At 61.0% G+C, this 13,564-nt stretch carries 12 protein-coding genes; 6 read left to right on the top strand and 6 right to left on the bottom strand.

The annotated features are described in order from the left end of the window. The first annotated feature begins 57 nt into the window (after window positions 1-57). From ACN0SW_RS08155 to ACN0SW_RS08140, 4 genes are all read left to right on the top strand, one after another. Window positions 58-795 carry a DUF4167 domain-containing protein gene (locus ACN0SW_RS08155; protein ID WP_417727411.1) on the top strand — a complete coding sequence of 246 codons (738 nt, stop codon included), beginning with the start codon at window positions 58-60 and terminating at the stop codon, window positions 793-795. Window positions 796-915: 120 nt separating this feature from the next. Next, window positions 916-1,659 carry an RNA methyltransferase gene (locus tag ACN0SW_RS08150; protein WP_417727410.1) on the top strand — a complete coding sequence of 248 codons (744 nt, stop codon included), beginning with the start codon at window positions 916-918 and terminating at the stop codon, window positions 1,657-1,659. 56 nt (window positions 1,660-1,715) lie between these two features. After that, window positions 1,716-2,855 carry a heme A synthase gene (gene ctaA / locus ACN0SW_RS08145; protein ID WP_417727409.1) on the top strand — a complete coding sequence of 380 codons (1,140 nt, stop codon included), beginning with the start codon at window positions 1,716-1,718 and terminating at the stop codon, window positions 2,853-2,855. A gap of 1 nt (window position 2,856) precedes the next feature. Further along, entirely contained in the window at window positions 2,857-4,332 is a 1,476-nt protein-coding gene (locus tag ACN0SW_RS08140) for a carboxypeptidase M32 (RefSeq protein WP_417727408.1), read from the top strand. Here ACN0SW_RS08140 and ACN0SW_RS08135 read toward each other — a convergent pair. The 3 genes from ACN0SW_RS08135 to ACN0SW_RS08125 form a co-directional block, all read right to left on the bottom strand. Then, window positions 4,322-6,199, bottom strand: coding sequence for a polysaccharide biosynthesis protein (locus ACN0SW_RS08135; RefSeq protein WP_417727407.1), 1,878 nt, complete (start codon window positions 6,197-6,199; stop codon window positions 4,322-4,324). The two genes, ACN0SW_RS08140 and ACN0SW_RS08135, sit on opposite strands and share 11 nt — an antisense overlap. Window positions 6,200-6,357: 158 nt before the next feature. Continuing rightward, window positions 6,358-6,993, bottom strand: coding sequence for a sugar transferase (locus ACN0SW_RS08130; RefSeq protein ID WP_417727406.1), 636 nt, complete (start codon window positions 6,991-6,993; stop codon window positions 6,358-6,360). Beyond that, window positions 6,990-7,835: an NAD-dependent epimerase/dehydratase family protein gene (locus tag ACN0SW_RS08125; RefSeq protein ID WP_417727405.1), complete on the bottom strand. Its 846-nt coding sequence runs from the start codon at window positions 7,833-7,835 to the stop codon at window positions 6,990-6,992. The genes ACN0SW_RS08130 and ACN0SW_RS08125 overlap by 4 nt, the downstream gene beginning before the upstream one ends. Window positions 7,836-7,934: 99 nt before the next feature. On the opposite strand from ACN0SW_RS08125, the gene ACN0SW_RS08120 reads away from it, so the two are divergent. Beyond that, entirely contained in the window at window positions 7,935-9,053 is a 1,119-nt protein-coding gene (locus ACN0SW_RS08120; RefSeq protein WP_417727404.1) for a polysaccharide biosynthesis/export family protein, read from the top strand. Window positions 9,054-9,191: 138 nt separating this feature from the next. On the opposite strand, the gene ACN0SW_RS08115 is transcribed toward ACN0SW_RS08120, so the two are convergent. The 3 genes from ACN0SW_RS08115 to gyrA form a co-directional block, all read right to left on the bottom strand. After that, on the bottom strand, window positions 9,192-9,542 hold the full coding sequence (locus tag ACN0SW_RS08115) for a DUF6614 family protein (RefSeq protein ID WP_417727442.1): 351 nt from the start codon (window positions 9,540-9,542) through the stop codon (window positions 9,192-9,194). An 82-nt stretch (window positions 9,543-9,624) separates the two neighbouring features. Beyond that, complete coding sequence (locus tag ACN0SW_RS08110) at window positions 9,625-10,212, bottom strand: hypothetical protein (RefSeq protein WP_417727403.1); 588 nt, start codon at window positions 10,210-10,212, stop codon at window positions 9,625-9,627. A 148-nt stretch (window positions 10,213-10,360) separates the two neighbouring features. Then, window positions 10,361-13,060, bottom strand: a complete 2,700-nt coding sequence (gene gyrA, locus ACN0SW_RS08105; RefSeq protein ID WP_417727441.1) for a DNA gyrase subunit A — start codon at window positions 13,058-13,060, stop codon at window positions 10,361-10,363. 221 nt (window positions 13,061-13,281) lie between these two features. On the opposite strand from gyrA, the gene ACN0SW_RS08100 reads away from it, so the two are divergent. Further along, window positions 13,282-13,551 (top strand): usg protein, encoded by a 270-nt coding sequence (locus ACN0SW_RS08100; protein ID WP_417727402.1) that lies wholly within the window; start codon window positions 13,282-13,284, stop codon window positions 13,549-13,551. Window positions 13,552-13,564: the final 13 nt, after the last annotated feature.

Genomic DNA, 13,564 nt, shown 5'->3' with positions numbered 1-13,564 from the left:
GCAAGGGGCGCCAATCGGGTCAAGCGACCATTTGAGCATAGGGCTGGACAGCACCATATGAGATCATCGAAGTCACGTCAGCGGAACAAGCCGAACCGCAACCGCACCGTGGGCAATGTCGTCAACCGCGTGTTTGACAGCTCTGGCCCCGAAGGCAAAGTTCGCGGAACACCGCAACAGATCATCGAGAAATACAATCAGCTTGCGCGGGATGCGCAACTGTCGGGCGACCGGGTGGCGACCGAGAATTTCCAGCAACATGCCGAGCATTATCTGCGTCTCTTGGGGGAGGCCCAGAAGGAACAGGATGCCCGCCGCGAAGAGCAGGAACGCTATAACCGCGAGCGCCAGAATGACCGCGACCGCGATCGTGGGGACCGTCAGGGCGGACGCGATGGAGACGAGGGGGAGCGCGCGCCGTCGCATGACCCCGCAGCACAAGCTCAGCCGGATGTGATCGGTGGTTTTGAGGATCGCGACAGCGGTCTGGTCGAGACCCCCGAGAGCAAGCCACAGGCCGAGCCTGCGCGCAAAGCCGCACCTGCGCGCCGCGCCGCACCCGTGCCTGCGGCAGATCCTGCGGTGGCGGCTGATGCTGCGCCTGCGACCGATGCTGCGCCTGTGGTCGATCCTGCGGCGGCACATGGCGGTGAGCCCGCAACAGAGCAGGCCAGCGCGCCGGTGGCCGCGAAACGACCGCGCAAGCCGCGTGCCAAGCGCCCGCCCAAAACCGAGGGCAATGGCGAGTCCGGCGGCGATTCTGGCGGCGAGAGGGCGGCCAAAGCGGCCGAGTGATCGCGTGATCCAAACCGACTGCGGCTTGTGGCCCGGTTGAATTTGAGTATTTGAAGAACGATGAAGCAGGGGGCTTGCCGGTGGCGGGCCCCCTTGCATGATACCGAAGTGAGAGAGCCCATGCCGACCGACAGACCCCAGCCTGCCTATGTGCTCGTGCGCCCGCAGATGGGGGAAAACATCGGGGCGGCGGCGCGGGCGATGTGGAATTTCGGTCTTGACCGGATGCGGATCGTGGCGCCGCGCGATGGCTGGCCCAATCCCAAGGCCGTGGCGATGGCGAGCGGCGCCGGGCGGCTTTTGGATGAGGCGTTGCTGGTCGAGAGCACTGCCGAGGCGGTGGGCGATTGTTCCTTTGTGCTGGCCACCACTGCGCGGGCGCGCGGGTTGACCAAGCCGGTGCTGAGTCCCGAGCGCGCGATGACACTGGCGGCTGAGAAGATTGCCGCAGGTGAAAAAGTGGCGGTGCTGTTTGGTCCTGAGCGTGCAGGGCTGGAGAATGACGATATTGCGCGCGCCAATGCCATCATCAACGTGCCGGTGAACCCGGAGTTTGCCAGTCTCAATCTGGCGCAATGTGTGTTGCTCACGGCCTATGAATGGCAGCGCGCGGCGGGGCATATCGCGCATGAGCGGGTCGATATGGCCAAGACCGACTGGGCCGAGCATATTGAGGTTGAAAAGCTGGCAGCGCATTATGAAGAGCGGCTGGATGAGGCCGGTTTTTTCTTTCCCGATCACAAGGCCGAGAACATGAAGGTCAACCTGCGCAACATGTGGAGCCGGATGCCGATGACGCGGGCCGATGTGCAGATGTTGCACGGGGTCATGCGGCAGATGGTCCGTTGGAAGGCGCGTGGTTGAAGCAGGCGGGGGCGCGCCCTAATGTTGCCGGGTGCCAAGGGACAAGAGGCGATAGCATGAGCGGAAAACGCAGCATTTTCGAAGAGGTTGGACAGGCAGGGGCAAAGCCGGTGCCGCAGGGCGGCATGATCGACGCAGGCCGCCGTGGGGCGCGAGGCGCAATCCGGCTCTGGCTGATGGTGCTTTTTGCGCTGGTGGTGGTGATGATCGCGGTCGGCGGGCTCACCCGGTTGACCGATAGTGGTTTGAGCATCACCGAATGGAAGCCTGTCACCGGCGCGCTGCCGCCGATGTCCGAGGCGCATTGGGCGGAAGAATTCGACAAGTATCGGGCTATTCCGCAGTATGAGCTGCTCAACAAGGGCATGTCCCTTGCGGAATTCAAGGCTATCTATTGGTGGGAATGGGGCCACAGGCAGCTGGGCCGGGTGATCGGTCTGGTCTGGGCGCTTGGCTTTTTCGGTTTTCTTCTGGCGCGGCAGATCCCCAAGGGATGGAACGGGCGTTTGCTGTTGTTGGGGGCCTTGGGCGGCATGCAGGGGGTGATTGGCTGGTGGATGGTGTCCTCTGGTCTGACGGGGGACATGGTGGCGGTCGCCTCTTACCGCTTGGCGACGCATCTGGGGCTGGCCTTTGTCATTCTGGGCTGTATCGCGTGGTTTGTGTTTCTGCTCGGGCGCGAGGAGCGCGAGGTGATGCAGGCGCGGCGCGGGCGCGAGGCAAAGCTCTACAGCCTGTCGACGGGCCTGATGCATTTCGCGTTTTTGCAGATCCTGTTGGGGGCGCTGGTGGCGGGAATTGACGCCGGGCGGAGCTTTACCGATTGGCCGTTGATGGCGGGGGGATTTTTGCCGCCGGATATGATGGAGTTGCAGCCCGCATGGCGGAACCTGTTTGAAAACCCCGGCACCGTGCAATTCATTCACCGCATGAGTGGGTATCTGTTGTTGGTCTTTGCCGTGGTGGTGTGGCTGCGCGGACGCAAGAGCGCGCATGCGCAGACGCGGGGCGCGTTCAACGCGGTGTTTGCGGTCCTGGTGCTGCAGATCGTGCTGGGCATCATGACGGTACTCTATATCGCGCCTTGGCCGTTGGCGATTGCGCATCAGGTCTTGGCGGTCGTTCTATGGGTGCTGATCCTGCGGGCGCGGTTCCTGAGCCAATATCCGCGTGTCACATCCATTCGGGGGCGCTGATATGGGGGCTTATGATGATCTGATGGCGCGGGAGCGCGAGGCTCAGGCGCTGGCGCAAGTGGCGGGTCGGTTGGGCTGGGATCAGGAAACCATGATGCCGCGCGGGGCCGCCGAGCAACGGGCCGAGGAATCGGGTGCGATGCAGGCGGTGCTGCACGGGCGGCGCGTGGACCCGGCGCGTGGCGATCTCTTGGCTGCTGCTCAGGCCGAGGTAGAGGCCAGTGACGCGGTGGCGCAAGCGCAGCTGCGACATATCCGGCGCGATTATGAACGGGCGATGCGCGTGCCCGGTGCATTGGCCGTCGCTTTGGCGCGGTTGACCTCGCGGGCTCAGGGGAAATGGGCCGAGGCGCGGGCGGCGGATGACTATGCCGCCTTTGCGCCGGTGCTGGCGGAGGTGGTCCGGCTCAAGCGCGAAGAGGCGGCGGCTTTGGCGGATGGGGGCGATCTCTATGATGCGCTCTTGCAGGATTACGAGCCGGGAATGGGGGCGGCGCGTCTTGATGCGATGTTCGCGGAAATGCGACCGCGACTTGTGGCGTTGCGGGGCATTGCGCTTGAGAGGGAGTGGCCCAAGCTGGAGGGCCGGTTTGACAGCGCTGCTCAACTGCGGCTGTCGCAGAAACTGGCGCAGGTCTTTGGCTATGACCTGAATCGGGGACGTCTTGATCTGGCGGTGCATCCCTTTAGCTCTGGCAGCGGCGATGATGTGCGGATCACCACGCGGGTGAGCGAGACCGACCCGTTCAACTGTTTCTACTCCACCATCCATGAGGTCGGGCATGCCTGCTATGAGCAGGGGATTGATCCGACCTATCGTGTGACGCCGTTGGGCCAAGGCGTATCAATGGGTGTCCATGAGAGCCAGAGCCGGATTTACGAGAACCAACTGGGGCGCAGCCGTGCCTTTTGTGGCTGGCTCTACGGGCAGATGCGCGATGCGTTTGGCGATTTCGGAATAGCGGATGCGGACGGGTTTTACCGGGCCGTGAACCGTGTGCATCGCGGGTATATCCGCACCGAGGCGGATGAGGTGCAATACAACCTGCATGTCATGTTGCGCTATGATCTGGAGCGCGCGCTCATTGCCGGAAACCTGAGCGTTGGTGATCTGGAGGCGGCGTGGAATGATCGCTTTGCCGCCGATTTCGGCACTCCGGTGGAGCGCGCCTCTGACGGTGTGTTGCAGGATGTGCATTGGTCGGTGGGGCTGTTTGGCTATTTCCCGACCTACAGTTTGGGAAATCTGTATGCCGGATGCCTGCATGCGGCGTTGCGCAACGCGGTGCCGCGGCTGGATGCGCAACTGGAGCAGGGCGATTTGGCAGAGGCGACGGCGTGGCTGCGCGAGAATGTGCAGCAGCACGGAGGGCTGTTTGAGCCAGCAGAGGTGATCGCGCGCGCCTGTGGAGCAGAGCCGGAGGCCGAGCCGCTCTTGGCCTATCTGGATGCGAAGTTCGGGGCGCTCACTGGTTGACGGTTGCGTCGGACGGGTCTTCGATCTGTTCGATCCATTGCGCCAGCACGCTGCGCATGAGGGCCACGTCGCGGGTTTCGATTGCCTCGGAGAGGGATTTCAGGGCCTTGGCCAGCTCGATTTCTGACAGATGCCCCTCTTGGGCGCGCAGAATCTTGGGGTGGGGGGTGGTCAGCATATCAGAGCCGATCAGCAGCTCTTCGTAGAGTTTTTCGCCCGGACGCAGGCCAGTGATCTGAATTTCGATATCGCCATGCGGATTGGCGGCGTCGCGCACCACCAGACCCGAGCCCTCAATCATCTTGCGCGCGACATCTCGCACGGCAATCGGTTTGCCCATATCGAGCACGAAAACATCGCCGCCACGGGCAAAAGAGCCAGCCAGCAACACCAGGCGCGCCGCCTCGGGGATGGTCATGAAATACCGGGTGACATCGGCATGGGTCAGTGTCACCGGACCACCGCGCGCAATCTGTTCGGCAAAGAGCGGGATGACGGAGCCGGACGAGCCCAGCACATTGCCGAACCGTACCATGGAAAACCGCGTTGTTTTGCTTCGGGTTGCCAGATCCTGAACGATCATCTCGGCAAAGCGTTTGGAGGCCCCCATCACGCTAACCGGGCGTACGGCCTTGTCGGTGGAGACAAGGATAAAGCGTTCAACACCGGCATCGCGTGCCGCATGGGCCACGGTCCGCGTGCCGATGACGTTGTTGCGCATGCCCTCAATGGCGTTCGCTTCTACCAGCGGCACATGCTTGTAGGCGGCGGCGTGCAACACGATTTCGACCTTGCGCGCGCGCATCAGCACATTGAGCACTGATTTTTCGCAAACCGAGCCGAGAACAGGTGTGATCCGCAGTGACGGGGCGAGGCTGCGCAATTCTCGGTCCACCTCGAACAGCGCATGTTCGCTGTGATCAAAGAGGATCAGGTGCCCCGGTTCATAGGCGATCAGTTGCCGGCAAAGCTCAGAACCAATCGAGCCACCTGCGCCCGTGACAAGGATGCAGCGCCCCTTGTAGCTGTCGCGTGTGCCGGGGAGCTTGTCGTCGAGCCCGTCGCGACCGAGCAGGTCGTTGAGATCGACCGGGCGGCTTTGATAAAGGGTGCGGGCGTCATTGGATACGAGATCGGCAAAGGACGGCAGGGCATGCACCTCGCAGCCATGTTCCGCGATCCGCCGCGAGAGCAGGGCGCGCTTGGCAGGCGGTGTGCTTGGCATGGCGAGGATTACGCGCTGGATGTCGTAGCGTTTCATCAGATCCGGCAAATCGGCGGATTTGTGCACCTTGAGCCCGGCGATGGTCAGGGACTGGAGCCGTGGTTCATCATCGACAAATGCCATGGGCAAGACTTCGTCATCGGTCGCGAGCGCACTGGCAAGCTGTTGGCCGGTCTGGCCCGCGCCATAGATCAACACCCTCAGACGACGATTGCCGTTGCGATAGATACGCAGCAAGACGAGGCGCAGTATAAGGCGAGAGGTGACGGACAGGATGAGAAACATCATGCCGCTGACAATGTAGACCGTGGTTGGGGCCGCTGGTCCCACCTGAAACGCGGCGCTTGTGATCCCGGCCCCGGTAATGGCAAGAGCCACCCACCCCGAATTCAGCATGCCCTGCATTTCGTATGATTTCAGTTTGACCTTGTGCAAACCAAAATAGGTGCCCACGGCCGCGGCCACGCACATCATCACGAACAGATCGCTTGATACCGCGCGGATATCCGCGTCGAAGGTGCCTGCTCCCAAGACAAGGAAAAGCGACAAGACATGGGACAGCGCCACAATCAGCAGGTCAAGCGTCAGGAAGAACACCTGTTTCTGCCCTTGTTTCAGCGACGTGACGGTTTTGTAGAGCACTGATGGTATTCCTAAAATGCAATCTTACTCGTTTTATCCGCTTGGGGAGATATTAGAAAACCAAATCGCTGAAGAGTTGAAGGGGAGAGGTCAAAACTGAGCAGTTTTCAGCTTATGCGGGCAACAACTGTGCAAGGCCCGCGCGAAAACCCCCGATCTCACCCCCGCCCTAGGCGGTATGATCGGCGCCGAGAGAATACACGAATCACTGTGTGGTAGATCAGGCGGATATCGAAACACAGGCTCTGGTGGCGTGCCCAAATCAGATCCAGTCGCGCCTTGCGGGGAATGCATCGGGTGACATAGGTGGTTTCGCCGCTCTCGTGGTTGTCGCAGGCGGAGAGCAATCGTTCTTCAGTGCGGTGATAGACCAGCGTTGCAAGGCCCGTCACGCCGGGGCGTTTTTTGAGCACCTTGGCATAAATGTCTGGGCAACTCTCGACATAGCAGCGCAGAGGAGGGCGAGGGCCGACAAAGCTCATGTCGCCGCGCAACACATTCAGAAGTTGTGGTAATTCATCAAGGCGTGTGGCCCGCAGGCGCCTGCCCAAGGCTGTGACACGCTTTTGTTTGTACCCCGATGACACGCCCGCATCATTTTCAACCATGCGCATGGTGCGGAATTTCCAGAGGCAAAACGCGGTGTCAGGTGATTTCATGCGTTCAGAGAGATAAAACACCGGACGGCCATCGATCAGCGCGATAAGCAGGGCAATCACGATCATGATCGGACCAAGCAACAAAATCAGCAGCAGAGCAAAGCCAATATCAAAGGCCCTCTTGGCTGGGGTCATGATGCGGTCTCCAGAGTGTGCCAGTCGTCGATCATATTTTGTGCTCTATGGGTGAGATATAGAATTGGGAGCAAACCGGCAAGCCGGGTGCCGTCCAGAGTGACAATTTGCACGGCATGTTCCGGAGCATCCTGCCACGTCAGGGGGCGTCCGGCGGCGCGCACGAGGCTCTCCATGGTTACGGGCGTGGGGGCGGTGACATTGAGCGTGTGGGGAAGCTGTTCCGGCGGCAGCGCCGCGAGCGCCAGCAGGACCCGGGCCAGATCGCCGGGGGCGATGTAACTGCGCAGAGGACCGGCTCCGTCGGCAAACCGGTCCAGCCGAACCGGAGTGTCCTGCGGGCGCAGGGCCGGTGCCAGACTGTCTGCCCCCACCACATTGGCAAGCCTCAGGCAACAGTGCCGCGTGTCGCTGGCGGGCAGGGCACGCACCGCGGCCTCCATCGCCAGTTTGGACTGGCCATAGGGCGTGGTGGGGCGGGGTTCGTCGGTCTCATGCAAGCTGATGCCGGGGCCGTAAACTGCGGCAGATGAAAAATGCAGAACGCGCCTTGCGCCGCAGGACTTGGCCAGTGCCGCACTGTGACGGACGAGCGCTGTATTGCTTGCAAGATCCTCTGGTGTGCCGGTCACTCTTCCCCAGAGTGCGACCACTGTGTCACATTCAGGCAGCGGCGGCATTTCGGTTCCTGGAGTCCACAGGATGTCAGCTGGGGGCCGACGTGACAGCCAGACGATGCGGGGACCAGCAAGGTCATGCCACGCTGCACGCAAAAGTCCGGCGATCCGCCCCGAGGCACCAGTGACCAGCAGGGATTTTCTGTGGTGCGTTTTGGGCAACATGCGGCACCGCCTCTGGTTAAAATTCAGATTCCGATTGTCTAACACGCTGTGCACGGGGTAGGAACCTTGGCAAGACCAATCGGGCCGGGGAGGCGGAGAGTGACGCGCACATTCAGGATTTTCCTTGGGTTTCTCATGGTTGCCGTTTTGGCGTCTTGCAGTTTGCCCCGAGGTGCAGCCCTGCAAAGCGAGGTTCTTGCCGAGCGCGACAACAAATCTCCTACGTTTCAGGTGGTCGAAGTCACGCGGCGCTCCACGCCGGCCTTGGCGCTCTGGCCAGCGTCTGGCTGGAAAGGACATTATCGTTGGTTGCCTGCAGGCCGCGGCCCTGACTCGTCGATCATCCGGACCGGTGACAAGCTCGACATCGTGATCTGGGACAATCAGGAAAATTCCTTGTTGGCCAGCCAAGCCTCGCGATCCACTAATGTCCCAATGGTGACCGTGTCGTCCTCTGGGACGGTGTTCATGCCATATCTTGGCGAGATTCAGGTGCGCGGCATGACCGAAGATGAGGCGCGCACCACGCTGCAAACCCGAATGCTTGAGATTGCGCCCTCGGCGCAGGTGCAACTGAGCGTCAAGCCGGGGCGCAACAATGTCGTTGATGTAGTGGGGGGCGTCTCGGCGCCCGGAAACTATCCGCTGGAGTCGCGCAACACCCGAATCCTGAGTGTTCTGGCGATGGCGGGCGGGGTTTCTCCGGCCATGAAAAATCCGCTTGTGGTGTTGCAGCGGGGGGCTGAGGTCTATGAAACGCGGGCAGAGAGCCTCTTTGCCGAACCGGGGCGCAATGCGCTGGTACGTGGGGGGGATCAGATTGTTGTGACCGAAGACGACCGCAGCTTTAATGTGCTTGGGGCTGCGGGCAGTCAGAAGGTCATTGATTTCGAGGACGAGACCATCACCGCGATGCAGGCCGTATCTGCGATGGGTGGGCTGAGTGCGTCACGTGCCGACCCCAAGGGGCTGCTTGTCCTGCGGGAGTATGACAGCAAGGATATCAATCCTGACAAACCGGGCCCCGAAATGCGGCAAGTGATTTTCTCGTTGGATTTCACCAATGCTGACGGGCTGTTCGCCGCGCGGCAGTTCCAGATCAATCCCGGTGACACCCTGCTTGCAACCGAATCGCCGGTCACGCGCATCCAAACCATTCTTGGCCTCTTTGGCACTATCGTCGGATTTGGCGCGACAGCGAACAACCTTGCCAACTGATCGCCTTGACGTCGCATGGCAGGGCACGGGGTGATGGGGGACGCTGTCCCCCGGACCCCCTGAGGTATTTCAGGCCAGATGAAGGGCGATGCGCGTATCCGGCGAGGGCTGGTTGGGGGCGGGGCTGCGGCGTGCATCTCAGACCAACGACATACGCTCGGCGCGCTCTGCGTCGGGAAATGGCCGATAGAGCGCGAAACGCGCGTGCGCGATTTGCGCATGGACGCGTTCATGCAACACTGTCGTCGTCTCATCATGTGTGCCGGTGAGGCGAAAGGCGCGGTCGAGTTGAGAGAGATCCGCGACCTCAATCTCGAGCAGGAAATCGCCATAGGCATCGGCGGCCAAATTCAGTTTGCGCCGACAGAGGCGCCAGTGACCAATGGTTCCGTGGCTGTGCAGATGGGTCATCCAAGCCTCAAGCGCCGCAGCAAAGCCTAAGGCCTTGGCATCCTGTTTGAGGTCGATCATGCAGCAATAGAGGTTCATCGGCAGGTATCCCGGCATCCTGTGGCACCGGTGCTATCCTGCATTGTATAGGTTGAGACCGGGTTAAACCGCGCAAGCCGTGTTACATGTTGGAAAATATATTCTTCAGTTCCGGCTCTTCCTGGGTGGCGGGATGGAGCCGGTCCGAGACTGTGGTCACAGCAAGAGCGTTGCGGATTTCCTGTTGAACGGGACGTTTTTGTGTCGCCTGTGGCGTGATACGACGCGGATTTACAGAGGTTTTGGCCAGAGCGTGGCGCGCGCGTGCGCGATGCGCCAGCACTGAGGCGCGGCGCAGAGCCCTTGGCCCCAAAGTGAGATAGGTCAAAAGCACGGCCGTCGCCAATGCGAGGTCACGCCAGAACGCCGACAGGCTTTCTGGTGTCACCACCATCAGATTTTGGACAAGGCTGGAACAAAACACCAGCAAGGCGAGGCTGAGTGCCGCAAGCCGAAGTTGATATCCGGCCATCACCGCCGCGCTGAGGCACAAGAGCAGAGTAGAGCCCACAATATCCGCAACCGCATGCGGCAGCATTTGCCTAAAGAGGGTGGCGACATCAAGACCGGCCACCAGATCAAGTGAGAGCGCCATGAAATAGGATCCGATCACGATCCGAAGGAGATTGAGGCCGGTCTGGTCCATGCTTGGGCGCTGCTTCTTGATCACGGGTAGTGTCCGATCGATGAATGCCGGGAACCGAATGAGACTGATACAACCATGCCGCGAGACGACAAGGCTATCATCGCAGCGAATCTGGCGAAAATTAGGCCAGAGCGTGGAGATATCCGGCTGTATGGCGCTCCGAGGGCTGCTATCAGCCCTCGGCGGTCTCGTCCTCTTCGGCTTGTTCGGCGATCCATGCGACAGACACCACCTCTTCGCCCGCGCCGGTATTGAACACCTTGACCCCGCCTGCGCTGCGCGAGCGGAAGGAAATGCCCATCACCGGTACGCGGATCGACTGGCCCTTGGAGGTGGCCAGCATGATCTGATCCTCAAGCGTCACGGGGAAGGAGGCCACTACGGCACCGCCGCGCATGCCCTTGTCCATTGCCTGCACGCCCATGCCGCCGCGTCCACGCACCGGGTAGTCATGGCTGGAGCTGAGTTTGCCCGTGCCGCGCGTGGTGATGGTCAGGATCAGGTTTTCCGCCGCCTGCATTTCCTCGAACTTCTCGGGGCTGAGGGCGGCATCGGCATTGCCTTCGTCATCGGCGGGCGCATCCTCGTCTGCACCGGCCAATTGGCGGCGCATCTTGAGATAGGCGGCACGCTCGTCCGCGCTGGCGTCAAAGTGGCTGATCACGGACATTGACACGACGCGATCATCGCCCAAGAGGCGGATGCCGCGCACACCGGTGGATTTGCGCCCTTTGAAGACACGCACCTCGGTTGTCGGGAAGCGGATGGCGCGGCCAGAATTCGTGACCAGCATCACGTCATCCTCGGGGCCGCAGATGCGGGCGTTGACCAGCTCCACGGCCTCGGGCAGGTCCATGGCGATCTTGCCGTTGCGCATGACATTGGTGAAATCGCTGAGCGCATTGCGCCGCACATCGCCCGCCGAGGTGGCAAAAACGATTTGCAGGTCTTCCCAATCTTCTTCGGGGCGGTCCACCGGCATGATGGCGGCGATGGAGACGCCCGAGGGTATCGGCAGGATATTGACGATCGCCTTGCCCTTGGACGTGCGCCCGCCCAAGGGCAGACGCCATGTCTTGAGTTTGTAGACCATACCGGAGGTGGTGAAGAACAAGAGCTGGGTGTGGGTATTGGCAACAAAGAGCGTGGTGACCACGTCCTCATCCTTGGTGGCCATGCCAGACAGACCCTTGCCGCCCCGCTTTTGCGCCCGGAAATCGGCCAGCGCGGTGCGCTTGATGTAGCCGCCGCTGGTGACGGTCACGACCATATCCTCGCGCTCGATGAGGTCTTCGTCCTCCATGTCGCCGGACCAGTCGACAATCTGGGTGCGGCGCGGCACGGCGAAGAGCTCGCGCACTTCGCGCAGTTCGTCCGAGATGATCTGCATGATCCGGTCGCGGGAGGCCAGGATGGCGAGATATTCCTTGATCTTGCCTGCAAGGTCCTGCAGCTCGTCGGTGACTTCCTTGACACCGAGCTGCGTCAGGCGTTGCAGGCGCAGATCGAGAATGGCGCGGGCCTGCACCTCGGACAGATTATAGGTGCCGTCCTCGTTGGCGCGGTGGCTGGGATCGTCGATCAGCGCGATATAGGGTAGGATCTCGCCTGCGGGCCAGCGGCGTTCCATCAGCTTTTGTCGGGCTTCGGCAGCATCCATCGAGCCACGGATGGTAGCGACCACCTCATCGACATTGGAGACCGCGACCGCCAGACCGCAGAGCACATGCGCGCGCTCGCGCGCCTTGCGCAGGTCATAGGCGGTGCGGCGCGCGACCACCTCTTCGCGGAAGGTAATGAAGAGCGAGAGGAACCGGTGCAGCGTCAACTGCTCGGGCTTGCCGCCATTGAGCGCCAGCATGTTGCAGCCGAAATAGGTCTGCATCGGGGTGAAGCGGTAGAGTTGGTTGAGCACCACCTCGGCGGTGGCGTCGCGTTTCAGCTCGATCACCACGCGTACGCCGTTGCGGTCAGATTCGTCCTGCACATGCGAAATGCCCTCGATCCGCTTTTCGCGGGCGGCCTCGGCGATGCGTTCGATCATCGTGGCCTTGTTTACCTGATAGGGAATTTCCTCGATGATGATGGCGTAACGGTCCTTGCGGATTTCCTCGACGCGGGTCTTGGCGCGGATGATGACGCTGCCGCGCCCTTCCAGATAGGCTTTGCGTGCGCCCGTGCGGCCCAGCATGATCCCACCGGTCGGAAAGTCGGGGCCGGGGATGTATTGGATTAGATCCTCGCTCTCGAGGTCTGGATTTTCAATCAGCGCTAGCGTGGCATCCACCACCTCGCCCAGATTGTGCGGTGGGATATTGGTGGCCATGCCGACGGCGATACCACCCGCGCCATTGACCAGCATGTTGGGAAACCGTGCGGGCAGGACAGTGGGCTCGCGGTCCTTGCCGTCGTAATTGTCCTGAAAATTGACGGTCTCTTTCTCGATATCGGCCAAGAGATAGGCCGCAGGTTTGTCCATCCGCACTTCGGTATAGCGCATGGCCGCCGCGTTATCGCCATCCATCGAGCCAAAGTTGCCCTGCCCGTCGAGCAGGGGCAGGGACATCGAGAAATCCTGCGCCATGCGCACCAGGGCGTCATAGATCGCGGAATCGCCGTGCGGGTGATATTTACCCATCACGTCGCCCACCGCGCGGGCGGATTTGCGATAGGGTTTGTCGTGGGTGTTGCCGCCCTCATGCATGGCATAGAGAATGCGCCGATGCACAGGTTTGAGCCCGTCGCGCAGGTCGGGGATGGCGCGGCTGACGATCACGCTCATGGCGTAATCGAGATAGGATGTTTTCATCTCATGGGTGATGGACACCGACGGGCCGCTGTAGATCGGGCGCTCTGGCGGGGTTTCATCCATGTTTTCAGGGGGTTGAGGCGTATCGCTCACGTTTTTTACCGTCCTGTGATCTGGCGCTATATCTTGTTGAGGTGACTATATCAGAGGCAGGATATGGGGTGCAATGGCGCAGGGCGATCGCATCTGTCAGCCGGCAATTGAGAGTGCTAACACACTGTTTTTATTGAAAAGTAATTTCTTTCAGGCATCATGATTCTATCGAGTAGTGACAGGAGAGACACATGCAGATGTCTGAGACCGAAATGATGCTCAAGGGATACGGGTTGACCACGGCGGAATTCTTTTACCGCATGCCTGATTATACGCATGTGCTCAACAGCTATCTCTGGCAGGAATATGATGTGGCGCCGGATCATCCAAAGCTGTTTGAATTCATCGAATTCTGGCATCGCGAGATTGAGGGACCGTTGCATTCGGTGCGGTTTACCCATCGCAAGCTGATTGCGCCGGGGGAATGGCGCAATGTCGTGGGCGAATTCACGCTACATTGAGGCGCGCGCAGAG

Origin of the sequence: Roseovarius sp., assembly GCF_048262375.1 — a bacterium.
Lineage (GTDB): Bacteria > Pseudomonadota > Alphaproteobacteria > Rhodobacterales > Rhodobacteraceae > Roseovarius.
The sequence above is the reverse complement of the archived record's forward strand: the minus strand, read 5'-3'. Positions and strand labels throughout refer to the sequence as shown.